The following is a 25,372-nucleotide window of genomic DNA, read 5'->3' as shown; positions in this document are numbered from 1 at the left end:
CTATGACTATGATCCTAAGCATGACCCGTCGCAGCCTTCTGGCTGCTGGAACGGCAACTCTTTTCACACCCGCGATCCTGCGCGCTCAGGACGGTGCAATTGCCGTTGGCTCTCTTACCCCCAATACTGGAGGTGGTGGTCCCTTCGGGCCCAACATTACTGCCTCCCACAAGCGTGTAGCCGAGGCTGCTAACGCATCTGGTGGTATTTTGGGTCGTCAAATTCGCATCTTTCAAGAAAACTCAGAGACCAACCCTGAAACCGCCGTACGTGCTGCTGACAAGCTGATCAACATAAATGGCGTGAACGCCATCTTGGGCACATGGTCATCATCCGTTACGTTGGGTGTCATGCCAAAATGTCAGGCTGCTGGTGTCTTGCAAATGTGTACCTCGTCATCATCGGACATTCCTGTGGCTGATGAAAAAGGGTTGGTGTTCAACTTCCAGCCATTATCGCCCATCTGGGGCCGTGCGATTGGCAATCTCGTCAAAGCGCGCGGGATTGAAAGCTACGGCTTGATGGCGCTCAACAATGATTTCACCCGCTCCATGATGGATGGGTTTATCGAGATCGTTGGCACTGAAACGTTGGTTTCTGAGCCATTCTTTTATAATGCACAGCAATCAAGCTACCGTTCGGAAGTCACTCAACTGATCGCCAATAACCCACAGGCAGTCTTCGTTCCATCCTACGTCACCGATTTCACTGCCGTCTATAAAGAACTTTACCGTCAGGGCTATGAAGGCACAGTCATCACCACATCGCTCTCAACCGGTACACAATTCAAGGACGTTGTTGGTGATGCAGCTGATGGGATCGTTCACGGCTTTCCCGTGCCTGCAATTAATTCACCCGCTTATAAGCAATACCTGGGCGAAGTAGGGCTACTGGATACAGGATCAGTACAACACCCGTTCGGCACAGCTGGGCGCGATCAGATGACGACACTGCTTCTTGCGATGGAAAAGGCTGGTGCAACGGACGGTCCCAGTGTGGCAGAAGCAGTTTGGGATGTCACAACTGGTGGCGGAAAAACTGTTGTCTACAACCTCGCAGACGGTTTGGCAGCCTTGCGTGCCGGCCAAGAGATCAACTATTCTGGTGCATCAGGTTCCATTGAATTTGATGATGAAGGCATGGTCTTAGGCCGAGACTTCCAACTGTCCGAAATTAGGGGTGGTGAAGATGTGGTAGTCGAACGTCTCGAATTCTAGACTAATAGGGGCCCCAACGTGGGCCCCTCCCAATACCAAGGAGAAGAACAATGGCACGCGTGAGTGATGTTGATATTTCGAAAGTTCCCGACGATGTTCGTCCGATCTACGAACGTTATGCCCGCGATTACGGACCTTTTCTCAATCAGGTGAAGGTCTTCGCTCACCGCCCACCTGCGCTTAAGCATATCATGGGTCTGCTACTCGAACTCTACGATGAGGCAATTTTGCCCAAGCGATATCTTGAAATTGCGCTGGTCACTGTTTCGACGATCAACCGTTGCGAATATTGTATCGCTCATCACGCACCGCGTGCGGTTCAACACGGCCTACCGGAAGCGGCGGTGCTCGATATTCTGGGCAAGGTGCCTGAAGGTTTTGATGAGGTTGATCTGTTGGTGCGTGACTATGCTGTGCAAGTTACCAACGATTTCAACCGCATGCGAGATGGCGTGTTTGTCGAGTTGAAGAAACATTTTACGGAAGAACAAATCGTCGAGCTGACGTTGCGCATCGCGCTTTGTGGCTTCTTCAACCGCTTTAACGATGCTCTGCAAATCGAAACGGAAGACGGCGTGGAACAGCTGCTGAAGTAACAGAAAGGCCAAACCACCATGACAGATCGCACCAAAGAGGGCCTGTGGGCTTGGAAGCAAAGCGAAAACAACAATCGGATGATCGCCGCACAAGGTGGGCATTCACTGGATGGCCCCGGTGAAAGTGCTATACGGTTGGCCTATTTTGGTGGCTCGTGTTTTCGCATAACAACTCCCTCGGGTGTGACGCTGATGATCGACCCATGGCGTAACCCGCCTTGGGGCGGTTGGGACTGGTATCTCTTTGATTTCCCGCGATGCGAAGTAGATATAGGCCTGTCCACCCATGCTCATTTTGACCATGACAATCTGCATTGCTTGCATGCGAGCACACTTCTGGACCGACTCGTCGGTAGGTTTGAATTTGCCGATGTCGCTGTGACAGGAATCGCGGATAAGCATGTCTCAGACACGACCCATAACAAATATGACTGGGCTGGGTTGACGCGCAAACTGACGCCAATGGAGACAATACCGCCAGATAATTGGCGCTCCTTTGACAACTCGATCCTGATTGTCGAAACGGCGGGTCTCCGCATCTTGCATTGGGGCGATAACCGACCCGATCCGCCCGATGAAATTTGGGACGCTCTTGGCCAGGTCGATATCGCACTGCTGCCCATCGATGGTTCGCCCCATGTGCTCAGCTATGATCAAATCGCGCAAGTTTGCGCGCGCCTTAAGCCGCGCATCACTGTGCCGCACCACTACTTTGTCTGGAATATTACGCACCGGGCCTCGTCGTTGCTGCCACCCGATGACTGGATGGCCAGCCATCCTAACGCACGCTTCACAGATACTGGTGAAGTGACCCTGCGTACCGACGAGGTGAAAGCTGAGAGTGATTTAGCTTTATGTTTCGGTACTAAAGTAGCGTTCGATCCGGCTGAGGAACTAGCAGCAAAATCTGGTAAGGTTGGCGCTTAGACAAGCCTACCAGCGATCTTTAAGTCTAAATTAAGGGCCAAATTTCGTTCCTTAAGACAAATTGATTGTTTACTGTTGAACGCGCTACTTCTAACCCAAACAGGCGGAGGTCTCTGAATTTTTTCTTTTTCAGGGCTGGAAAAGATCTTAGCAAGCAGAACTAGCTCGGCATTTCGACGATATTGACACCGGCAATGGTCTCGCGCGCGAGATCGACCAAATGGGCGTGATGGGTATTGGCGCAAGCCATCCGCCAATTAGACAAGCCTACGGAATGGCACAGGACAGGTTGCGCAATAACAACAAGAACCCAAATCACAACCCTACGAAATTTCCGTCTGTCACACGTAACGGGGTGCGCATTTCCCCTGTGTGAGTTATTGTCAAATCTCGTGTTTGAGTATTGTTGGTCATGCGGTGATCTGGTCGGGGTTTGTGGTTTCGATTCCGTCTTTGAACGTGACGCCTGTGATGACTTTTGCGAGGTAGTCAAAGCCGCGTAGCTTCCTCCAATTTTGCTCAGCACATTGCCCCAGTTTGAACATCATGTGCAGCATGCCATCGCGTGACAGGCAGCCCTTTGAACGCTTGGTACGATGCCGGATCGTCGCGAAGGCCGATTCAATTGGATTGCTAGTGCGGATGCTTTGCCAATGCTGCGCCGGGAAGTCGAAGAATGCCATGAGTTCCTCACGATCTTTTTGCAGGCATAGTGTGGCCTTGGGATATTTGGGTTCGTAGGTTTTGATGAACAGATCGAACGCCTTTTCTGCATCGACTTTGGTCTCGGCCTGCCAGATGTCGTGCAGCGCGGCCTTGGCTTTTGGCTGAGACAGCTTGGGTAAACAATTGAGCACGTTCATCGTTTTGTGTTGCCAACAGCGTTGATGGCGGGTCTCAGGATAGACTTCGTCCATGGCCGCCCAAAACCCCATGGCACCGTCCCCGATGGCCAGTTTGGGCGCATTCATGCCTCGGCTTTTGAGGTTAAGCAGAACCTCGCGCCAGCTCTGCGTGGACTCGCGCACCCCATCCTCAATTGCCAGAAATCGCTTCTTGCCACGGGCAGTTACCCCAATAATAACAAGGGCACAGAGCTTGTCATCCTCGCCCCGAAGGCCGCTGTGAACGCCGTCGGCCCAGATATAGACGATGGGCTCGTCATCTAACTCAGCGCCTTTCCAAGCCTCGTATTCATTGGCCCAATCGCGTTTTAAACGCGAAACCGTATTAGCCGACAAGCCAACGGCATCTGGGCCCAGAAGAACCTTGAGGGCGGGAGCCATCTCGCCGCTGGAGATCCCTTTGAGGTAAAGCCATGGCAAGGCCGCTTCCAGCGTCTTCGTGCGGCGCACATAGGGCGGCGCCAGGGCAGACCGGAATGTCACCGGTGTGCCGTCCTTGGACCGAACCTTTGGAATGCGCACGCTCACAGGGCCAATGCCCGTTTGAAACGGGCGGGCCGGATGATGTCCATTACGCACGACTGCCGCGTAACCGGCATCGGTGCGTAAGCCGGTAAATTGCGCCAAATAACTGACAAGCTCAGCCTCAACTGCTGTCGCGATCAATTGTTGTGCTCCCGTTTTCAGCAACTCCGTCAACGCGTCCGTCATCTCGTCTCGACGCGCAAAATCAACAATGTTAGTAGTTCCCATGGTGGTGTATCTCCTTTGGTTGGGCTGCTGTCTTCCAACAACAATTCAACCAGATACGCCGCCAACCTTCAAACCACTCAAACACCAGATTCAGTCATAGCTCGAAAGAGCCTAGGAAGGACCCAAAGGCCTTTAACCTGCACGTTTCATTCAGCCACAAAGTGCGGAACGGCACGAAGGTCCTGTTAGTGCCGACGAGGGCCGTTTCTAGGCTGTGCCGCACCTAAAAGGGCGGCCTTCCAGCCTATGGGGGTATGGGGGTGGGTGGAACACCCAGCGGAACATGTTCGGAAGGGCAGCGGAAGGCACTTTGGCACCGCCGCTGGAAGGGCATTGGAAAGGGGTTGGAAGGCTCAAAACTAGGCTCTCACCACGAGATGAGAACGTCGCTTCGACGGCGGACCATGAATCTCAATGGCAATCTTCTCCTTGGTCAACAGACTTTCCATGGCACCTTTCATAGCGCGCTTCGTCATGCCTTCGCTATCGGGGTGTTCTGCGAAATGCTTGGGGGCATAGTTGATCCCACCCGCGTGATTAACCGTTCGCCCTTGCTCAGTGAATGTGGTCAAGAGCTTAAGAAATACACGCTCAGCCTTCGCGTTTACTGCCAACTTGTCTAAGCCCTGTTCCGCCTGCTCCGCTACGAATACTCCGGCCATCCATTTGATGCTGACCTGTCCACCAGACCGGCTATAATTGGCCTTCTTTGTACTGAGTGTGCGGACATCAGGGTCGGTTTCGTAGTTCCCTTCTTTAACGCGCTCAAGGTAGAGCCGCGAGCGCACTGAGTTGTTCCATCCAGTTGAACCAGATGTACCAGAACCGCTGTTCATGCCGGATAGGCTGGGGTGTTGGAGTAGCACAACTGCGCACTGATGGCGTATTGCTAGACCACGTAACATTCCGATGAATTGCCTTGCTTGCGCACGGTCATTTTCATTTCCGGGGAACAGGTCAGCCAAAGTATCAAGGACGATCAGACGAGGCTGTGATGCTTGGGCCTGATCCTCGACTTCCTTGTACAGTGACGTGGTTGCCAATGCCCCGGTCGATGGGTTGAGGTTTGCTAGAAGCGCATCTTCGCCGGCAAGGCTGCGGATTGTCAGTTTGCCCAAATCATGCAGCGACAAGGCTTCTGCCTGCGCGATGTCAACGACGCGGCGGTGCAATTCATCTTGGTCGTCCTCAGCGCTGATAAACAAAGCAGCGCCAGACCCAACACCGAGACCAAGCCAAGCACGGTCGGTTGCAACAGATACAGCAAGTTGAAGCGCCAACAGGCTCTTGCCAGTGCCGCCGTCGCCACCAAGCAGCGTCACGGTGCCCGACGGTATCAGATCGGGCACCAACCATTCGCGTGGGGCAGGATCACTTTCCGCAAACACAGAGGCTGGAAAGAACCGACTTTCACGCGAGGGCAACGGTGTGTTCCCATCGAATTTGCCGTCATTAGAAACCCTCATGAAGCCTCCTCGCCATCCCAGACAACAAAAAATGCGATGAACGCAACGCTATCAGCATGGGTGTGCGGCAGCCTTGAGGGCCATGTATAAACGTCGCAGTCTCGCGTTCCTACGGATCTTCGAGCCACTTTTGGAAGCATACAAAGCCGTCTCGGAGATCGGTTCGATTTTGAAGACATGATTGTTCGAGCCACCAAGCACGTACGAGCAGGCCGATACCAAGTCGCTGGTTCCATCACGACGTCAGTAGGCACGGCATTGGAAGGCGTGTTGTCAATCGAAGTGCGAACACCGTTGTCCGCTGGGGACTCGCTTTGATCACTCATCATAATTGCCCCACTTCGTGAGCTGCGATCCAGGCCCTGACGTCGGACGGACGATAGCGGGCAGACCGACCAATCTTTATCAGCTTGGGGCCTTTCCCATTCATCGCGCTTTGCTCGAGAAACCGCCTTGTTACGCCAAAGCGCTCTTCGACCTCATCACGGCTCAAAAGCCGTTCATCGTCTTTGGTTTTGCTGCTCATTTTTTAACTCCGCATGTAATAGCATGCAGACCAAGTTCAGCATTTCGGCGAGTCGGATAATACCTGCGGGAATAGATACCCCCCTCCTGTTTCGGCTAGGGGATCAGTTCTCTCAACCTTTCGATGCTGATATACGCCTCTCCTGGTTTCCGTTTTGTGCCCTTGTTGCGCACATTGGCCTTGTCATAGGCCTTACAGGCAGCGGTTTCCGTCATTCCAAAGCGCTCGACGGCCACGATGATCATATCTTCTTTGCGGGCGAGCTTGTCCTCCTCTTCCAGGGCTTCAGAAACGCGCTCCATCCACAAACGCGCGTTGGTGATCAACGCACCTTTGTCCCGGTGATCGTTGAACATCAGTGAGAGGTCGGCAGAAAAGACAAATTCCGGCTTTTTGGCGCGCTTATTGAGTACTTCGAATGCTCTTTCTGGCTCAACGAGACGTTCGGTTCCATTGTGCAGCTCTGAGACCAAAATACGTGCCTGTTCGAACGCAAACCGCTTGGTCTCCTCAACAATTTCAAGAATCTTTCTAAACTGGAGCTGGAACCTCACCCACTCTGAACCCACATTCTTGTATTGCCATGGCTCTCCCGGATCTGGGAGCTCTGAGCGTCGACTCCAAGCATTTGGCTTGTACGCTTTGGGCAGTCTTCCCCGTCGAACCTCGGCGAGCCCTCATGCCGCCCGCTCTTCCTCCGAAAGAGCTGGCTGGTGCCCTTCAGTTTGATCGTTAGCATCTAAGCGGTGCTTCCAAATTTCTTCTACTTGGGCGTAGACATTTTTGGTGCCGTCAACGGTACGGAAGAGCCGATCAAGCAGCTCCTGTTCAAGCTTGGCACAGGGCCGCCAAGATACCGTTCGGCCAGCTACCAAGTTCTGCTTAATCTGACCTTTAAACAGTCCTTCTTGAACTTTATTCAATTTATCGGATGCCGTCCGAGACGGGCCGAGGCGGTCAATGTCGCCTGCCAGATCCTCGAGCAATTTGTTGATCGCAAATGGTGGTAACGGCTGGTCTAGAACTAGCACAGCGCGACCTGTTTTGATCAGGACCAGTGCGACGTCATCTTCAGTTTCCTCAAGCACTCCGTCTAGTCGAATTAGGATCATCGGCGCATCCCTTTATCAAACTCGTCGCAGCCATCCTGCATGGCTGGGCGCAACGCTTCAAGTGACGGACAAATTTGAGACCACCAATTACGTTCAAAACAGACCTTCGCTGTGCAATAAACCAATATCTGCTTCGCGGACTAAGCTGTCTTCTCAGGCTCTAAATTTGAGGCCCGTTTTCAGCAGAAAGTGGGCTTTCCTTCTCGCTATGCGCATCAGTGAGCCAACGTCGACCTCATTCTTGATCTGCTATATCATGTCAGACAATTCCACCACCTGCGCCGCTGACAGCCGGCCGTTCAGCCGCAACACTAGAACGGTAACCAGATGCGCGGTAGGCAGAAACGGGATCAATTGCTCCGCCGTTTTCCAGCCGCGCCATTACCAATATTGGTTCAACATCCGTTCTAAACCCGTGCTTAAGGGTCGTCGTGGCTATCAGCGCATCATTGTCATTCTGAAAACCCACCAACGAGGCGCGATCCACCAACAACGCTTGCGCATAGGCACGTTGTACTTCGGTTGCAGAAACCATCAGGCTTTCAATTGGATCAGTGACGTTGTGGCTTTGGTCCAACATGTGCATTGGGTTAAAATCGGTATCGGTTTCGGCCTCGACCAGTTCGTTGAAGACAAGGAACAACCGATAAGGATCGATACTGCCAGTGTCCAAATCATCGTCACCGTATTTACTATCATTGAAGTGGAAACCACCCAGCTTGCCGAACTGCTTCAGCCGCGCAACGATCATCTCGATATTCACATTTGGCGCATGGTGGCCAAGATCCACGAGACACTTTGCTTTGTCACCCATCTGTTGCGCGATCAGCAGGTTGGTGCCCCAATCCTGCACAACTGTGGAATAGAATGCGGGTTCATACATTTTATGTTCGGTCAGCAGCGTCCAATCGTCAGGCAGTGCACCATAGACCTGTTTCGCCGCATCTAGATAGCGTTCAAATTGCTTGGTGAAATTTGTCTGACCGGGGAAATTGGACCCGTCCCCAACCCAGATTGTCAGCGCCTTTGATCCAATCTGTGCGCCTAATTCAATGCAGGCAATGTTGTGATCCACCGCCTGTTGGCGTGTGGCCGCGTCAGTGTGCGCTAGTGAGCCAAACTTGTAGCTGTGTTCTTGATCTGGTTGATCTTGGAACGTGTTGGAATTTATCGCATCGAACGTCAGCCCGACCTCTTGCGCTTTACTGTTCAAATCTGCGGCTGGCTGTGCGTCCCATGGGATATGCAGCGACACGGACGGCGTCGCACGGGTTAACTGTTGGATCAAACCGCAATCGCTGAGCTTATCAAAAATACCCCGCGGTTCACCCGCACCAGGGAAGCGTGCGAAACGCGTTCCGCCTGTTCCAACGCCCCAGCTTGGCACGGCGACACCATATTTGGCGACCTTGGTCTTAATCTGGGCAATATCAATTCCACGACGATCAAGGTGTTCGCCCAAGGCATCATAATCCGCATCAAGATTGGCTTTCGCAGCTTCGTTGGATTTTGTGATTACATCTGAATTGATCATTTTTCTGGTCCTTACCGAGTAAACGCTTGAACGTTGCCCGCGTCGACATTGATGATGTTACCGGTGGATTTAGACGATAAATCGGATGCTAGAAAATAAGCAGCCTCTGCGACGTCTTCGGGTAACACGGAACGTTTGAGCATTGAGCGCTCGCGATACATCGCCTCCAACCCGTTTTTGTCGGTGCCATAGGTGCCTGCGCGCTGATCAAGCCATTCGCCCTGCCAGATTTTGCTGCCCTTTAGGACCGCGTCAGGGTTCACGACGTTTACGCGAACGCCCATTGGCGCGCCTTCAAGTGCAAGGCAGCGTGCGAGGTGAATTTCGGACGCCTTTGCCGTGCAATAGGCCGACGCGTTTAGCGACGCAGCCAAGCCGTTCTTGGATGCCACGAACACAACGGCGCCGCCGATGTCCTGAACCCTGAACAGCTTGAACGCTTCGCGGCTTACTAGGAAATACCCCGTCGATAGGATCGCCATGTTCTTGTTCCACAGCTCCAGCGTTGTGTCCTCGATCGGCGCGGAACTGGCGATGCCCGCATTCGACACCAAGATATCAACACCGCCAAATTCAGCAGCAATTTCGCTATAGGCGGCGGCCACCGCATCCTCGGATGTAACGTTCATGTTCACGGTGCGCACAACATCCGCTGAATACCGCGCGGTAAGTGTTGCTGACGTGTCGGCCAGCGCCGCATCGTCGATATCGGCCAGCATGACGCAGGCCCCTTCGCGCAAATAACGTTCCGCCGTGGCTGCGCCAATGCCACCGGCGCCGCCGGTGACCAGCGCCACACGCCCTGCCATGGATTTGGGGGCAGGCATGCGTTGCAGCTTGGCCTCTTCGAGGAGCCAATATTCAATGTCAAAAGCCTCTTGTTCAGGTAGGCCTTGGTATTCAGACACTGCATCCGATCCACGCATCACGTTAATCGCGTTGACATAAAATTCACCCGATATCCGCGCTGTGGCTTTGTCTTTGGCAAATGTGATCATCCCAACGCCGGGGATTAGATAGACGACCGCGTTAGGATCACGAATTGAAGGACTGTCGTCCTTTTTGCAGCGATCATAGTAAGCTTGATAGCCAATGCGGTATTCGGCAATAGCAGCTTCAAGCCCTGCAAGCGTCGCATTGACGTCCTGATTTGCCGGATCAAAATCCACAACCAAGGGCCAGATTTTCGTACGCAAGAAATGGTCGGGACAGGATGTGCCGAGTGCGGCAAGGCGCTCCATATCCTTGGAATTCACGAATTCCAAAACCGCGTCGCTATCGGTAAAATGGCCGACCATATGATGTTCACCAGACACCATGCCGCGAATGGTGGGCATCAGGCGGGATGCGGTCGCACGACGCTGATCTGCGTGCAAGGATTTATGGACCGCGCCACCAAAGGCATCTTTTCCAACGGTTTGATCTGCAAACCAGTCCATCGCGGTCTGGATGATTTCAAGCGTCAGGTCATAACAGTCCTGCGCGTCATCGGCCCATGTGAACAACCCGTGGCTTTCCAGCACGACACCTTTGGCGTCAGTGTTCTTGGCACAGAAGTCCGCCAGCCAAAGCCCCAGTTCATAACCTGGCTTTTTCCATGGCAACCAGCCGATGCTCTCGCCAAAGATCTGCCGCGTCAACTTTTTGCTGTCCTTGGCGGCCGCAATCGCGATGATCGCATCAGGGTGCATGTGATCTACGTGTTTTTGTGGCACATAGGCATGTAACGGCGTGTCGATGGAAGCGGCACGCGGGTTCAGATTGAACGTGCAATGGGGCAGATAGGCCACCATCTCGTCCTCAAACTCGACACCGCGATAAATCCCGCGCAGCGCGTTCAACTTATCCATATAAAGCGTGGAAAACCCGTCCATCTTGATTGATCCGACATCCCCACCGGAGCCTTTGACCCACAACACGTCAACCATGTCGCCTGTAAGCGGGTCTTTTTGCGTCACCTTGGCGGATGTGTTGCCGCCGCCATAATTTGTGATTCTCTTGTCTGACCCCAAAAGGTTCGAACGATAAAGCAATTTCTCCGGCTCGCTCATGGTGTCAGCGTGGGTCGCATCCCATTTATTTTCAAGGCGTTGGCTGATTTGGGAAGAGGTCATGTCTGTCTCCAAGGGCGGCAGGTTAAATCGATCTGATTGCGTTCAGGCTGACGAGTGTGATGAACCAAGTCAATCACTTACAATCATAAGCAATCATGCTGCACTGCAAAGTGATTGAAGTTGATAAATAATGATTGACAGGTAGTGGCGACTCAATCCAACTTAGGCCAATCGAAAGGGCATCAAATGCACGAGAAAGACCGTCACCGCGTTATCCTATCCGCCGTCCAAGACCGGTCATTGGTCACGGTCGTTGATTTATGCGCTTTGACCGGTGCATCCGAGGCGACGGTGCGCCGTGACATCAACACCCTTGATGAACAAAAGCGACTGCGGCGGGTTCGCGGCGGTGCAGAAGCGCTAAAAACAGCGCCTTTCGTCGGGCTTGCTGGACGCCCGTTTTCAGTAAATGAAACGATGAACAGCGCCGAAAAACAGGCGATTGCCGCCGCTGCAGTTGATCTATGCGACGACGGTGAACCGATCATCATCAATGGCGGCACCACGACGTTCCAAATGGTGCACCCGCTCGCGTCACGCCGTATGCAGGTGTTTACCAACTCGTTTCCGATTGCCGAACACCTGCTGAAAAACACACGCAACACGGTAATGCTGTCTGGTGGAATCATCTACCGCGAACAGAACATTATCCTGTCGCCGTTTGACAATGATGTGACGCGCAATTTCTACGCCAAGCGCATGTTCATGGGCGCGCAGGGTATTGGGCCATTGGGATTGATGGAACAAGACCCACTGCTGGTCCAAGCCGAAGAAAAACTAATCGGGCAGGCCGAAGAACTCATCGTTCTGGTCGACAGTAGTAAATTCGCAAATCGTTCAAGTTTGATCCTGTGTCCGCTTGAACGGATTGACACAATCATCACCGATGACGGCATTGATGACCGCACTGCGGTCATGCTGGAAAGGGCTGATGTGACACTGATCGTGGTGCCGAAAGGTGCTGCGCAGAAAGACGGGATGGCACAACTGCCAGCCTGAATGAAACCACTCCAGGGAGGAAACCATGAGTGTACTTAAGAAACTAGCAACATCCGTAGCATTGGCTGGCGCAGTGCTTGGCTCACCCGCGTTTGCACAAGAAAATGTGCGCATAGCGATTGTCGTCAAGGCATTGGGCATCGGGTTCTTTGAAGCCGCAGCTGAAGGTGCCGAAGAAGCCGCCGCAGAGCTTGGCAATGTTGAGATCATTTATACCGGTCCGACCGACACCACCGCCGAGGGCCAAATCGAAGTGATCAACGCATTAATCGCGCAGCAGGTCGATGCGATTGCGATTTCAGCGAACGACACCGACGCGCTTGTGCCTGCATTGCAGCGTGCCATGCAGCGCGGAATCACAGTTATCAGCTGGGATAGCGGCGTGGCGCCAGAAGGCCGCCAGTTGCATCTAAACCCGTCGTCCAACCCGTTGATCGGTAACATGATCATCAAGCTGGCCGCAGATCATTTGCCAGACGGCGGCGAAGTGGCGCTTTTATCTGCGACCACGACATCGACCAACCAGAATATCTGGATGGAAGAAATGATGGCTGTCATGGGCGACTATCCTGGAATCGAAGTTGTCGCGACTGTCTACGGAGACGATCTGGCTGACAAATCCTACCGTGAGGCCACAGGCCTGATGCAATCCTATCCTGACCTTGATGCAATCATCGCGCCAACGTCTGTTGGTATCGTTGCAGCAGCGCAAGCTGTGGTGGATGCAGGTAAAGTTGGTCAGGTCAACGTCACGGGCCTTGGCCTGCCGTCTGAAATGGCCGGTGCAATCGAATCTGGTGCCTCGCAGTCGTTCGCAATCTGGAACCCAATTGATCTGGGATATTCCGCAACAATGCTGGCCTATGAGTTGAGCCAGAATGGTGTAGAAGCTACAGTGGGTGCTGAAGTTCCAATGGGCCGTATGGGCAGTTTGACGCTGGACGAAAACATGGAAGGCGCGATGGCTGATCCGTTTGTTTACGACGCCAGCAATATCGAACAAGGCTCTTCTCCGCTTTGTTGAGTAAGAAAAGATGCTGACCATCAAGTAACCTGTTGATATGTTAGGTTTCTGACAACTTTACATAGGGCAGGTATATGACCATCGACATCTCGCAACATATTTTACGCCTGAAGGGGCAACGTGTAAATGAAATTGAGCTGGCTGAAGACGGTGCGAAGGTTATTGTTCAGTGCAGTCGGGATGCCCGCAGGAGCGCTATAGACCCTGCAACCGGCAAGAAGGGTAGCATCAACCAACATATTCGCCGACAAGTAAACGACATCCCGTTTTTTGGGTATCCTTGTGTGATTGAGATTGAGCTAGCGCAGGTTTTTATTAGCAAGGGTGAGCGCCGCATTGAGGCGTGTCCTTTTGTTGATAAAGGGTGCCGTTTCACCCATCGATTTTGCCATCTTATCAGTGGATTGTGCCGTCATTTATCCATTCTGGCTGTCTCCAGGCATTTAGGTATACGATGGGAGACGGTAAAGAATATCGACAAGGCATACCTGATGGAAACGCTCCCTGCGCTTGATCCCGCACAGCTTGCTGGCTTGGAATACATTGGTGTCGATGAAGTGGCCCGGGCGAAAGGTCATGACTATATGACGGTGGTCTACGATATGGTCGGAGGGCATCTGATCTGGGTGGAAGCCGGTCGAACTGCCGAAGTTTTTTCAAGGTTTTTGAAACAGCTGCGGCCAGATACAGCCCATAAAATAAAGGCCGTGTCGATGGATATGGGGCCTGCCTACCAAAAGGCTGTCAGGGAGTCCTTGCCGATGGCCGACATCGTATTTGACCGTTTCCACGTCATGAAAAACTACAGCAAGGCTATCCATAATCAGCGTCGCCTTGAGTTCAGGAAGGCCGATCAAAGTGGTAAAGAGTTGATGAAGGGCACGCATTATCTGTTGCTCAAAAATGCGGATAAGTTGAATGAAAAACAAAGTAACAAGCTGCAAACGTTGCTGGAGAGCAATAGCAACCTGAATACGCTTTACGTCTTAAAAGAACAGCTTCAGGCTCTGTGGAGCGCCCCATCATTTGAGGGGATGTCAGAGCAACTGGAAAATTGGTGCCTGATCGCAGATCAGTCACACATGCTCTATCTGAAAAAGTTCGCAAAATCCCTAAGAAAACATTGTGTGGGCATATGCAACTACGCGAAACACAAGCTGACAAGCGCCAGGATAGAGGCTGGTAATGTCAGTATAGGAATGATCCGCAAACGAGCCAGGGGCATCAGGGATACCGAATACTTCAAACTCAAAATTAGACAGTCATCCATCCCAGATAATCAATCTATGTTCTATTTGAAATCCTAGAATAACTCAACAAAGCGGAGAAGAGCCGAACAATTCAAGTCGATTTTCTAAACGCGTCTCTCTGATCGGTCCGGCGCACCACGCGCGTCGGGCCGATCACCTGTTTCCCTAACCCCGATGAGGTTCCGAATGACGACGCAGCCCGCGCCAGCCAGTTCGCCAACTACGACCTCGCTCACGCCACCTGTCGTGTCGATGGACATGATCACTAAGAACTTTCCGGGCGTGAAAGCATTGGATGAGGTAAAGCTGGACCTCTACCCCGGTCAAGTGACTGCCCTTGTCGGTGAAAACGGTGCTGGTAAATCCACGACCGTCAAGATCCTTACCGGTATTTACCGCACCGACGGCGGCACCACTTAGGCTCAAGTTTCAAATGCAACACTCAGAGCCCTTTGGGCATAGGATGTTGTGATGGACATACGAAGCAAGCACCTCAGCAGCGAGGACCGTGGCGTGATATTAGCCGAGCATAATAGGGGCAGCAGTCAGCGGTTGATCGGCCAGCTTTTGCATCGCCCGGCGAGCACGATCTGCCGTGAGCTGGCGCGAGGTCGGCAGGAAGACGGCAGCTATTGCCCGCAAGCGGCGCGGCAGGCCTATGATGCCCGGCGTGCGCGCTGCCGCCGCGAGCGCAAGCTTGTGGAGGGGAGCGATCTTTATCGTTTTGTTCATGGCAAGCTCGTACATCTGCACTGGTCGCCTGAGCAGATTGCGCAGAGACTGCGTCTCATGAAGCCTGATGATCCATCCGCCCATGTGAGCCATGAGACCATCTATGCCGCGATTTACGCGCAGCCACGTGGTGGGCTGAAGGCGGCGATGATCGAGGCGTTGCGTCAAGCGAAGCCTAAGCGTGGGCTCAAGCGCAGGACAGCGGCGGGCAGTGCTATGGTCTCGGAATCATTGCGCATTATCAATCGCCCTGAAGAGATCGAAGCGCGACTGGTACCAGGCCATTGGGAGGGCGACCTCATCAAGGGCGCATTCAATCGCTCGTCAGTGGGGACCTTGGTTGAGCGCAAGACACGCTTTGTCATTCTTTGCAAAATGGACGGCAATGGGGCCGAGGCCGCGCTCGACAGCTTCACCCGCCAGATGAGACGACTACCCGCTGCTTTGCGCAAGAGCATGACCTACGACCGCGGCTCCGAAATGGCCTGCCACCCCGAACTCGCCAGACGGTTGAAGATCGATATCTGGTTCTGCGATCCGCATGCGCCTTGGCAGCGTGGCAGCAACGAGAACACCAACGGACTGCTGCGTCAGTACATGCCCAAAGGAACTGACCTGAACGGTGCAAGCCAAACATGGCTGAACGACGTTGCAAACCTGATGAACAACCGCCCGAGAAAAACTCTCGGTTGGAGAACACCCGCTGAAGCCATGGCCGACGAAATCGCGGCCTTCAAATCAACCGTTGCACTTGATGTTTGAATCCAAGCCATCCGCATTGACGGGAAACCTGTATCCTTCATTTCACCCAATGACGCCGCCGACGTGGGCATCACAGCAATCCACCAGGAAACGGTACTATTTGATGAATTATCTGTCGCTGAAAACATCTACATTGGTCATGCACCGCGAACACCGTTCGGCCTGATCGACACTGGTGAAATGCACCGTGCTGCTGCCAAATTATTAAAAGATATCGGCGCGCCTTTCAGCCCTCAAATCCAATTGCGTGATCTTGGCATTGCCAACAAACACCTCGTGGCGATTGCCCGTGCCCTGTCTGTGGATGCCCGAGTGGTGATTATGGATGAACCCACTGCAGCATTGTCACACAAAGAAATCGAAGAACTGTATGACTTGGTTGAAAAACTAAAATCCCAAGGCAAAGCGATCCTGTTTATCAGCCACAAGTTCAATGAAATTTTCCGTATCGCTGATCGTTATACCAACGGCCGAATTAAGTGACCCTTGCCCATTCTCGATCTGTGATTGAACTTATTCGCTCTGGGTCGTTCGCAAAGAAGTTCCAAGCTTGTGCACATTTGTCGAGTATTTCGTCATAGGTGTCGAAAACTGTGATTGCGAGTTTATTAGCTCGCAGATAAGCCCAGACGTTTTCCATGGGGTTCAGTTCGGGTGAATACGGTGGCAGCTTAACGAGCGTAATTTTATCTGGCACCTGCAAACATTTTGCGCCATGCCACCCCGCCCCATCAACAATCAGCAAGGCATGTGAGCCGGGTGCGACAGCTTTTGCGATCTCATCAAGATGCAGCCCCATAGCCTCGGCGTTGACGTAGGGCAGGACGAGACCTGCGGCGGTACCACGTGCGGGACAAGCGGCACCAAAGATATAACTCCATTTGAAGCGTATATCACGGGGTGCGCGCGGGCGAGTTCCACGCTTGGCCCATTTACGGGTGAGTGTCCCCTGTTGTCCAACGCGGGCTTCATCTTGGAACCATACCTCAAGAGGCTTCCCCTTTGCATGTTCTGGCAGAGTATCGTTTACGAGGCTGGTAAAGTTTTTTTAAAAGTCTGCTGCGCTTCGCGATCAGTTTTCGGATGCTCTGGACGCACAGACAGGCGGCGAAAGCCATGCTTGGTTAGATATTTCCCAATCGTACGCACATGCAGTTTCACGTCGAACTCCTCTTCAACACGAGCCTGCAAGTCGACACAACGCCATCGTACTACGCCATCTTTTACTGGGTCGGGCCCGGCCTCCACCCAAGCCACAAATTGCGCCTGTTGCTTGGGCGACAACCGTGGTTTTGCCCCCTTGCCATTCCGATCCGATAACCCCTCAATGCCTTCTGCGTTAAAGCGATGCGCCCAATCCCGAAGTGTTTGTCGATCCATACCACTGCTGCGGGCAGCCGTTTCACGATCCACCCCATCAAGCACCAGCGCTATGGCCAGTAGTCGCCGTACAACCCGCCCATCCTTGGTTCGCTTTGCCGCACGGCGCAAATCTTTCGCAGACATATCCGTGCGCGTAATTTTTATGGCTCCACCCATGAGCACCTCCCAATCTATGGAGGTCATTGATTCAGAGTTTGCCAAAAATTAAAACCAAAAAAATGAGTCAGATATTATGGCCACTGGTATTATACGGTCTTTCGTGACGGCGCATTTGTCGGGGAGGGGGTGATTTCCGATATAACCGAAGACCAACTTGTCACGATGATGGTTGGCCGTTCCGTGGATCAGATTTTTCCCGCCCGTATTCATGACCTAGGTGATGAAGTCCTGAAGGTCGTTGGTTACGCGCACCCGACAGAATTTTTCGACATTAACTTTACCCTCAACCGCGGTGAAATTCTTGGTTTTTACGGCCTCGTCGGCGCGGGTCGTTCCGAATTCATGCAAGCCCTTTTCGGCATCACCAAGCCAAGCAAGGGCGTGTGCCGGATCAATGGCGAAATCAGGGTTATCCGCTCCCCAGCTGACGCGGTGAACAACGGAATTGTCTACGTTCCCGAAGATCGTGGTAAACAGGGGGCCATCATCGGTTTGCCGATTTTCCAGAACATCACGCTGCCATCCCTGGATCGCACCTCAAGAAGGGGTTTTCTGCAACTTGCAGAAGAATTCAAACTTGCACGGGAATATTCCGAACGGTTGGACCTTCGCGCGGCCTCACTGGATCAAGACGTTGGCAACCTATCCGGGGGCAACCAACAAAAAGTCGTCATTGCCAAATGGCTAGCCACGCAACCGCAAGTTATTATCCTTGATGAGCCAACCAAAGGCATCGACATCGGGTCCAAAGCCGCCGTGCATGAATTCATGGCAGAACTTGCATCACAGGGCCTGTCCGTCATCATGGTCAGTTCCGAAATCCCAGAGATAATCGGTATGTCTGACCGCGTCATCGTTATGCGCGACGGCTTGATCGCCACCGAATTGGCTGGTGACGAATTGACGCCTGAAACACTGGTGCGGCACGCCGCTGGCATCACCACTACTGCAGAAAGCCCAACGGCATGACCCGCATCATTCCTGTTCGCGAAACAATTCTTGCCTGTGCGATTTTGGTCCTGATTGTCCTCGTCGCATCACGTTTTTCAGGCTTCGTTGCGCCGTTCAATCTAGCCAATGTGTTCAACGACACTGCACCCCTGATCATCCTTGCACTTGGCCAGATGGTTGTGATCCTGACGCGTTGTATTGATCTGTCGGTGGCGGCAAATTTGGCGCTAACGGGCATGGCTGTGGCGATGATAAACGTCGTAATGCCCGGCCTGCCAATACCTGCCATCATCACGATTGCCATCATGATTGGTGCAATGATGGGCGCGATCAATGGCATTCTGGTCTGGAAACTGTCAATCCCACCCATCGTTGTAACACTCGGTACGATGACCATCTTTCGCGGAGTTATCTTTCTGATTTCAGACGGAAAATGGGTCAACTCACACGAAATGTCGCCCGCCTTCACGGGCTTTCCCCGTACGGTTCTTCTAGGACTTCCGGTCATGTCGTGGACCGCAGTCATGACGATCATCATTTTTGGCATCATGATGGCACGCACGCCCTTCGGACGCTCAATTTTCGCGGTCGGCGGCAACCCGCATGCGGCCGTTTATACTGGCATAAATGTTGGCAAAACGCAGTTCTGGGCCTTCGTCGTGTCGGGCGCGCTGGCTGGGCTGACTGGTTATCTTTGGGTCGCACGTTATGCGGTTGCCTACGTCGACATCGCTGGCGGATTTGAGCTTGAGGTCGTGGCGGCCTGCGTCATCGGTGGCATTTCAATCGCCGGTGGTATCGGATCGGTTGGCGGCGCTGTCCTTGGCGCAATCTTCCTCGGGGTTGTGAAAAACGCGCTACCCGTCGTCAATATCTCACCGTTCTGGCAGTTGGCGATTTCTGGCAGCGCCATTCTGATTGCCGTGGCTTTCAATGCTCGCGCAGGGCGCGCCAAAGGACGGATTATCCTAAAGCCTGCGGAGACCACACAATGATCGATGCAACGCCTGATACACCACATGATACGGGTCAAACCCGCCACGTCCCTGATCGTCTAAACAGTCGCGCCATGCGCATTTTCAAAAGCTGGGAGGCGCTGCTCCTTGCCGTGGCAATTGCGATCTTCGTTATCAACAGCTTTTCCTCGCCCTACTTCCTCAGTGCTTGGAATCTAAGCGATGCGACGTTTAATTTTACTGAAAAGGCGATGATCGCTTTTGCCATGGCATTATTGATTATTTCGGGTGAGATCGATCTGTCCGTCGCATCCATCATCGCGCTTGCAAGCACGGCAATGGGATTGGCCGTTCAATATGGCGCAGGGACGCCGGAACTGATTGCCATCGGGCTAATTGTTGGCCTGCTGTGTGGCGCGTTCAACGGCTTTTTCGTGACCGTTCTGGGCCTTCCATCCATCGTCGTCACCATCGGCACGATGAGCCTTTTTCGTGGCATCAGTTACATCATCCTTGGTGATGAAGCGTTTCGCGGTTATCCGGCCAGCTTTTCATGGTTTGGGCAGGGTTATATTTATTGGGTCTTTACGGTTGAAATGCTGTTGTTCGTCATCATCGCTTTGATCTACGGCGTGCTTTTGCACAAAACCAACTTCGGTCGAACGGTCTATGCGATTGGCAACAACCCTACAGGTGCCTTGTTCAGTGGCATCCGTGTTGCCCGCGTGAAATTCATCCTATTCCTTCTGACCGGCCTGATGTCCGGCGTCGCGGCAATCTGTCTGACCTCGCGCCTTGGGTCAACACGGCCCAGCATTGCGACGGGAATGGAGCTTGAGGTGGTCACGATGGTCGTCCTTGGCGGCGTCAACATCTTGGGTGGGTCCGGCACGATCCCCGGTGTCGTGATTGCGGCGTTTGTTATGGGGTTGGTGACCTTCGGGCTTGGCCTGCTGAACGTTCCAGGCATCGTCATGTCGATCTTCATTGGCTTGCTTCTTATTGGTGTCATTGCCCTGCCGCGCCTTTGGACGATGGTCGTAGCGCGGCGCAAGACATGAGTGAACGTTACGTTTTCCGCATGCGCTTGAACGATGGAATGGCCGACGAATACAAACGCCGTCATGACGCAATTTGGCCCGAACTGGTGGGCCTGCTGCACGACGCTGGTGTCAGTGATTATTCTATCCACCTCGATGAAGAAACTGGCCACTTAATCGGGATTCTGACTCGAACGGTGGATCACAGCATGAGCGCGTTGTCCGACGATCCAGTGATGCAAAAATGGTGGGCATACATGGCTGACATCATGGACACCAATGCAGACAACTCCCCCGTGGCCTTGCCCCTGACACTGCTATTTCACCTGTCATGACTGCCCCGCGCCACATTGCCGTCATCGACATTGGCAAAACCAACGCAAAACTCGCGCTCGTCGATTTAGAAAGCTTGACCGAATTGGCGGTCGTCACTCGCCCCAATGTCGTACTGCCAGGCCCGCCTTGGCCGCACTATGATGTTGAAGGACATTGGGCATTTCTCCTCAACGCCTTGGGCCATTTTCACCGTGATTACGGCATCGACGCTATTTCCGTAACAACCCACGGTGCCTGCGCAGTTTTGCTGGCCAATGACGGAACACTCGCAGCACCCGTCATTGATTACGAACATGAATACCCCTCCGAAATTATTGCTGCCTACAATGCTCTCAAGCCAGACTTCGCCTTGACCGGATCACCTAAGCTCGCAGGTGGGCTGAATGTCGGTGCGCAGATCCATTACCAATTCATGATTGACCCATCCTTGCGGGATCGGATCGCACAAATTGTGACGTATCCTCAATATTGGGCATATCGCCTTACTGGCATCGCCACGACGGATATGACGTCAATCGGGTGCCATACCGACCTTTGGTTGCCGCGTGAAGGCGCGTTTTCTGACTTGCGCAAAGCGCTAGGGATTGAAGGAAAGATCGCACAGGTGCGCAAATCCACCGATATACTCGGTCCGATCTTAGCACAAATTTCTCAGTCCACGGGGCTGCTGACTGACACCCCAGTAAGCGTCGGCATCCACGATTCAAACGCATCGCTTTTTCCATATTTATTGACGCAAGAAGGCCCTTTTTCAGTCGTATCCACAGGAACATGGGTCATCGTGATGTCGATTGACGGCGCTGATCAGCCGCTTGATCCGCAGCGCGACACGTTGATCAACGTAGACGCGCGCGGTCACGCCGTTCCCAGCGCGCGGTTCATGGGTGGGCGTGAATACGAACTGATTCAGCAGGGCCACATAACAGCCCCGACAGCCAACGATGTAAATGGCGTTCTGGCGTCATCACTGATGATCTTACCTTCAGTTGAGTCCCGAACAGGACCCTACCCAGGACAACAAATGTCCTGGAGCGGGAAAAAGCCTGACGTAGGGACTGGACGCAGATCGGTAGCATTGTCGTTCTACCTCGCCATGATGACCGACACCTGCTTGCGGTTAACCGGAGCCGCTGGCCCAACCATAGTCGAAGGCCCGTTCGCACGAAATGCTGAATTCATAGCCATGCTTGGCGCAGCCACGGGTCGCCCAGTTTTGACGAGTGATGCCGAAACGGGAACAAGCATCGGAGCAGCCTTATTGATGGGTAAAAGCGCGCGGCTGGCCGCACCCGTTCAAGCGCTTGGTTCGACTGATCTCCCAACATACGACACCTACGCTTGCCGTTGGCGCTCAATTGTTGAATCGGGATAAATAATTTGCAGACAAAAGCGTTCCACGCTGATTGCTTGTGCTACGCCCCTGTAAAAAATTAGTTTTCTGCCCATTGGTGGCGTCTGTGCAATTTGCAGCAACTGTAACTCGGGCTCAGACCGGCCCTTCGCTGCAGGGCGGACTAAGGTGCTCTTTTCAAATACCTTTTCAGTTGTCGATGCGGTTCAGGAGTTCGGCGCACGCAATCTCCATCGACGGACGTAACGCATCCAACGACGGCCGCACATATCGTTGCCCAGTGATCGACAGCTGCGTGTGATTCAGAAGCCGCCCCACGATTTCCTCCAGCACGCCTGCTTCCATCGCAACCGTCGCGAATGTTCGGCGATGCATATGCGGATTATACTTGAGCCTTACCGGCCTCGTGATGTGACCTGTCTCTGATTTTGGTGATGGAAACACCCAGTCGCTGCTCAGAGGGCGAAGTGGTGCCAATATCTCATGGTGCAATTGCGAGATTGGAAGGTCGAAGCTCCGGCCATTCTTGGTCATTGGCAGATGAATCCGGTCTTCCAGTATTTGATCCCACTTCAAGGTGAACACTTCAGTTTTGCGAAGGCCGGTAAACAATAGCAGCTCGTAGAATACCCGATGGATTGGATTGGGCAGATCATCAATCGTCTTCCGCCAGTGCTTCAGGTTCTCAATAATCCGCCCGTCCGGCTTATCTTCAAACCACTCGATTGCCATGGTCGGACATTCCGGCAGATCGCAAGTCCGGCGGGCATGGTTGTAGATGGCGCGAAAGCTGCGAAGCACATGATTGGCGGCTGACGGCGATCCAGCCATGTCGTGATGACGGCGTACTGTCATCGCCTTGCTGATCTCGTCCAGCGGCAAGCGCATCCAGTCTTTCAGATGAAGCGTAAGCTGGGCGCGCATCCCGATCTTGTTGGTCTCAGAACGCAGCTTTGGACGTGCCAGATACACTTCCATTGCGGCCTCCAAAGTGGGCGCGCCAATCTGAGCCGCCTTCCCTGCCCCTCTGCCCATCTCCAAGGCAAACCCGAGAGCCGTCTGACGTGCGGCCTGCGCCGAGATGATTGGAAACCGGCCAATCAGAATACGCTTGGTCTGGCCACCAACGTCCTTCTGAAAGTACCAGGTCTTCGAGCGCTTCCCTACGAAGAGCACCAGCCCTTTGATTTCAGCGTCCCAGTACTTGTCCGTCCCTGCTTTCGCATGCGGCAATTTGTTAGAAAACGTCTCTGTAAGCTTTGGCATATTCTGTCGGCCTTTTGTAGGTAACGCCACGCAACTGTGCGCTACCCCATGCGACCCAATGCAAAATAAAAGTCAACAAAAAGAAACAGTAAGGTGCTCAGTAATACTGTATGAAACTCAGAACTCTTGTTTGGAAAACTGGGGTCTTAACCATTACACAACGACCTCTCAGTAATTGGTTACTATTTCATAGGCTTGAGGGCGTCAAGATGACTATCGCCAGTAGTGCGAAAGAGGCCACTCTTGGCCCTGCATCCGACCGAACGTGAAGAAATATCATCGGGTCTGACTGAGCAGTTGTCTGTTAATCAATTTGTCGTAGGTTCGATCCCTACCGCCGGAGCCATAATAAGCCTTTTAGGTCAATGACTTAGAGGGTTTTTTTACTCCATAAGTCTTTGTCAATCATGCCTTGGGGTAACGTCTGGGGTAACAGGCTTACGTTCTTTAGGTTGTAAATATGACAAGCATTCACGATCCAATTATTGCATACGTCAATACCGCTAGAAGTTATCAAGCGGCTGCTTTGTGCATTCAAAGTCAAGTAACTCCCTTACCTTGTTATCTTGAGGACTGCCCTATTCGTGTTCTGCTTGCTTTATCGATCGAACTTTACCTTAAGGCCTTCTTATTACTGCACGGCGGCACGAGCTATGACTGAATCTGGTGTTTGAGTGGTTTGAAGGTTGGCGGCGTATCTGGTTGAATTGTTGTTGGAAGACAGCAGCCCAACCAAAGGAGATACACCACCATGGGAACTACTAACATTGTTGATTTTGCGCGTCGAGACGAGATGACGGACGCGTTGACGGAGTTGCTGAAAACGGGAGCACAACAATTGATCGCGACAGCAGTTGAGGCTGAGCTTGTCAGTTATTTGGCGCAATTTACCGGCTTACGCACCGATGCCGGTCACGCGGCAGTCGTGCGTAATGGACATCATCCGGCCCGCCCGTTTCAAACGGGCATTGGCCCTGTGAGCGTGCGCATTCCAAAGGTTCGGTCCAAGGACGGCACACCGGTGACATTCCGGTCTGCCCTGGTGCCGCCCTATGTGCGCCGCACGAAGACGCTGGAAGCGGCCTTGCCATGGCTTTACCTCAAAGGGATCTCCAGCGGCGAGATGGCTCCCGCCCTCAAGGTTCTTCTGGGCCCAGATGCCGTTGGCTTGTCGGCTAATACGGTTTCGCGTTTAAAACGCGATTGGGCCAATGAATACGAGGCTTGGAAAGGCGCTGAGTTAGATGACGAGCCCATCGTCTATATCTGGGCCGACGGCGTTCACAGCGGCCTTCGGGGCGAGGATGACAAGCTCTGTGCCCTTGTTATTATTGGGGTAACTGCCCGTGGCAAGAAGCGATTTCTGGCAATTGAGGATGGGGTGCGCGAGTCCACGCAGAGCTGGCGCGAGGTTCTGCTTAACCTCAAAAGCCGAGGCATGAATGCGCCCAAACTGGCCATCGGGGACGGTGCCATGGGGTTTTGGGCGGCCATGGACGAAGTCTATCCTGAGACCCGCCATCAACGCTGTTGGCAACACAAAACGATGAACGTGCTCAATTGTTTACCCAAGCTGTCTCAGCCAAAAGCCAAGGCCGCGCTGCACGACATCTGGCAGGCCGAGACCAAAGTCGATGCAGAAAAGGCGTTCGATCTGTTCATCAAAACCTACGAACCCAAATACCCCAAGGCCACACTATGCCTGCAAAAAGATCGTGAGGAACTCATGGCATTCTTCGACTTCCCGGCGCAGCATTGGCAAAGCATCCGCACTAGCAATCCAATTGAATCGGCCTTCGCGACGATCCGGCATCGTACCAAGCGTTCAAAGGGCTGCCTGTCACACGATGGCATGCTGCACATGATGTTCAAACTGGGGCAATGTGCTGAGCAAAATTGGAGGAAGCTACGCGGCTTTGACTACCTCGCAAAAGTCATCACAGGCGTCACGTTCAAAGACGGAATCGAAACCACAAACCCCGACCAGATCACCGCATGACCAACAATACTCAA

At 53.1% G+C, this 25,372-nt stretch carries 21 protein-coding genes and 3 pseudogenes; 15 read left to right on the top strand and 9 right to left on the bottom strand.

All coding sequences use genetic code 11. The features are described from left to right. Positions 1-2 precede the first annotated feature (2 nt). The 3 genes from OA238_RS08905 (at position 3) to OA238_RS08895 (ending at position 2,740) form a co-directional block, all read left to right on the top strand. The gene (locus OA238_RS08905) at positions 3-1,217 is read left to right on the top strand and encodes an ABC transporter substrate-binding protein (RefSeq protein ID WP_015494921.1); all 1,215 of its coding nucleotides are present in this window, start codon (positions 3-5) and stop codon (positions 1,215-1,217) included. A gap of 50 nt (positions 1,218-1,267) precedes the next feature. After that, entirely contained in the window at positions 1,268-1,813 is a 546-nt protein-coding gene (locus OA238_RS08900; RefSeq protein WP_015494920.1) for a carboxymuconolactone decarboxylase family protein, read from the top strand. 78 nt (positions 1,814-1,891) lie between these two features. Further along, the gene (locus tag OA238_RS08895) at positions 1,892-2,740 is read left to right on the top strand and encodes an MBL fold metallo-hydrolase (RefSeq protein WP_245581473.1); all 849 of its coding nucleotides are present in this window, start codon (positions 1,892-1,894) and stop codon (positions 2,738-2,740) included. 410 nt (positions 2,741-3,150) lie between these two features. On the opposite strand, the gene OA238_RS08890 is transcribed toward OA238_RS08895, so the two are convergent. The 7 genes from OA238_RS08890 to OA238_RS08860 form a co-directional block, all read right to left on the bottom strand. Further along, the gene (locus tag OA238_RS08890; RefSeq protein WP_015494918.1) at positions 3,151-4,398 is read right to left on the bottom strand and encodes an IS256-like element ISOan6 family transposase; all 1,248 of its coding nucleotides are present in this window, start codon (positions 4,396-4,398) and stop codon (positions 3,151-3,153) included. Between the two features lie 359 nt (positions 4,399-4,757). Beyond that, the gene (locus tag OA238_RS08885; protein ID WP_015494917.1) at positions 4,758-5,864 is read right to left on the bottom strand and encodes an AAA family ATPase; all 1,107 of its coding nucleotides are present in this window, start codon (positions 5,862-5,864) and stop codon (positions 4,758-4,760) included. A 325-nt stretch (positions 5,865-6,189) separates the two neighbouring features. Next, complete coding sequence (locus tag OA238_RS08880) at positions 6,190-6,390, bottom strand: helix-turn-helix transcriptional regulator (protein ID WP_044036541.1); 201 nt, start codon at positions 6,388-6,390, stop codon at positions 6,190-6,192. Positions 6,391-6,485: 95 nt separating this feature from the next. Continuing rightward, on the bottom strand, positions 6,486-6,959 hold the full coding sequence (locus OA238_RS33650; RefSeq protein WP_245581472.1) for a hypothetical protein: 474 nt from the start codon (positions 6,957-6,959) through the stop codon (positions 6,486-6,488). Between the two features lie 108 nt (positions 6,960-7,067). Then, a complete protein-coding gene (locus OA238_RS33645; RefSeq protein ID WP_015494915.1) occupies positions 7,068-7,502 on the bottom strand; it encodes a hypothetical protein in 435 nt (144 codons plus the stop codon). Positions 7,503-7,761: 259 nt separating this feature from the next. Continuing rightward, on the bottom strand, positions 7,762-9,036 hold the full coding sequence (rhaI, locus tag OA238_RS08865) for an L-rhamnose catabolism isomerase (RefSeq protein WP_015494914.1): 1,275 nt from the start codon (positions 9,034-9,036) through the stop codon (positions 7,762-7,764). An 11-nt stretch (positions 9,037-9,047) separates the two neighbouring features. Then, positions 9,048-11,150 (bottom strand): bifunctional rhamnulose-1-phosphate aldolase/short-chain dehydrogenase, encoded by a 2,103-nt coding sequence (locus OA238_RS08860; protein WP_015494913.1) that lies wholly within the window; start codon positions 11,148-11,150, stop codon positions 9,048-9,050. A 186-nt stretch (positions 11,151-11,336) separates the two neighbouring features. On the opposite strand from OA238_RS08860, the gene OA238_RS08855 reads away from it, so the two are divergent. The 6 genes and pseudogenes from OA238_RS08855 to OA238_RS08830 form a co-directional block, all read left to right on the top strand. Beyond that, on the top strand, positions 11,337-12,149 hold the full coding sequence (locus tag OA238_RS08855; protein WP_015494912.1) for a DeoR/GlpR family DNA-binding transcription regulator: 813 nt from the start codon (positions 11,337-11,339) through the stop codon (positions 12,147-12,149). Between the two features lie 25 nt (positions 12,150-12,174). Further along, positions 12,175-13,173, top strand: a complete 999-nt coding sequence (gene rhaS, locus OA238_RS08850; RefSeq protein WP_015494911.1) for a rhamnose ABC transporter substrate-binding protein — start codon at positions 12,175-12,177, stop codon at positions 13,171-13,173. A gap of 74 nt (positions 13,174-13,247) precedes the next feature. Beyond that, positions 13,248-14,480, top strand: a complete 1,233-nt coding sequence (locus OA238_RS08845; protein WP_015493537.1) for an ISL3 family transposase — start codon at positions 13,248-13,250, stop codon at positions 14,478-14,480. Between the two features lie 195 nt (positions 14,481-14,675). Continuing rightward, positions 14,676-14,837: pseudogene (locus tag OA238_RS08840) on the top strand (ATP-binding cassette domain-containing protein); the annotation flags it as partial. 57 nt (positions 14,838-14,894) lie between these two features. Further along, positions 14,895-15,917, top strand: a complete 1,023-nt coding sequence (locus OA238_RS08835) for an IS30 family transposase (protein ID WP_015494347.1) — start codon at positions 14,895-14,897, stop codon at positions 15,915-15,917. A gap of 9 nt (positions 15,918-15,926) precedes the next feature. Beyond that, positions 15,927-16,382 (top strand): annotated as a pseudogene (locus OA238_RS08830) (ATP-binding cassette domain-containing protein); the annotation flags it as partial. Positions 16,383-16,392: 10 nt separating this feature from the next. On the opposite strand, the gene OA238_RS29995 reads toward OA238_RS08830, so the two are convergent. After that, positions 16,393-17,456 (bottom strand): IS630 family transposase gene (locus tag OA238_RS29995; protein ID WP_085982726.1). Its coding sequence is split into 2 segments (ribosomal slippage): positions 16,393-16,952 and positions 16,952-17,456, totalling 1,065 coding nucleotides; the frame shifts between segments, so codons are not numbered across the junction. Positions 17,457-17,546: 90 nt separating this feature from the next. Here OA238_RS29995 and OA238_RS08815 point away from each other — a divergent pair. The 5 genes and pseudogenes from OA238_RS08815 to OA238_RS08795 form a co-directional block, all read left to right on the top strand. Then, positions 17,547-18,428 (top strand): annotated as a pseudogene (locus OA238_RS08815) (sugar ABC transporter ATP-binding protein); the annotation flags it as partial. Further along, positions 18,425-19,405, top strand: coding sequence for an ABC transporter permease (locus OA238_RS08810; protein ID WP_015494910.1), 981 nt, complete (start codon positions 18,425-18,427; stop codon positions 19,403-19,405). The pseudogene OA238_RS08815 and the gene OA238_RS08810, both read left to right, overlap by 4 nt. Beyond that, positions 19,402-20,427, top strand: a complete 1,026-nt coding sequence (locus tag OA238_RS08805) for an ABC transporter permease (RefSeq protein ID WP_015494909.1) — start codon at positions 19,402-19,404, stop codon at positions 20,425-20,427. The genes OA238_RS08810 and OA238_RS08805 overlap by 4 nt, the downstream gene beginning before the upstream one ends. Then, the gene (locus OA238_RS08800) at positions 20,424-20,741 is read left to right on the top strand and encodes an L-rhamnose mutarotase (RefSeq protein WP_015494908.1); all 318 of its coding nucleotides are present in this window, start codon (positions 20,424-20,426) and stop codon (positions 20,739-20,741) included. Before OA238_RS08805 ends, OA238_RS08800 begins: the two co-directional genes overlap by 4 nt. Next, positions 20,738-22,114, top strand: coding sequence for an FGGY-family carbohydrate kinase (locus tag OA238_RS08795; RefSeq protein WP_015494907.1), 1,377 nt, complete (start codon positions 20,738-20,740; stop codon positions 22,112-22,114). The genes OA238_RS08800 and OA238_RS08795 overlap by 4 nt, the downstream gene beginning before the upstream one ends. A 168-nt stretch (positions 22,115-22,282) precedes the next feature. On the opposite strand, the gene OA238_RS08790 is transcribed toward OA238_RS08795, so the two are convergent. Next, positions 22,283-23,359 carry a tyrosine-type recombinase/integrase gene (locus OA238_RS08790; RefSeq protein WP_015494906.1) on the bottom strand — a complete coding sequence of 359 codons (1,077 nt, stop codon included), beginning with the start codon at positions 23,357-23,359 and terminating at the stop codon, positions 22,283-22,285. A gap of 751 nt (positions 23,360-24,110) precedes the next feature. Here OA238_RS08790 and OA238_RS08785 point away from each other — a divergent pair. After that, positions 24,111-25,358, top strand: coding sequence for an IS256-like element ISOan6 family transposase (locus OA238_RS08785; RefSeq protein ID WP_015494905.1), 1,248 nt, complete (start codon positions 24,111-24,113; stop codon positions 25,356-25,358). Positions 25,359-25,372: the final 14 nt, after the last annotated feature.

Source organism: Octadecabacter arcticus 238, assembly GCF_000155735.2.
Classification (GTDB): Bacteria; Pseudomonadota; Alphaproteobacteria; order Rhodobacterales; family Rhodobacteraceae; genus Octadecabacter; species Octadecabacter arcticus.
Note: the sequence above shows the minus strand (reverse complement) of the source record. Positions and strands in the feature narration are given on the sequence as shown.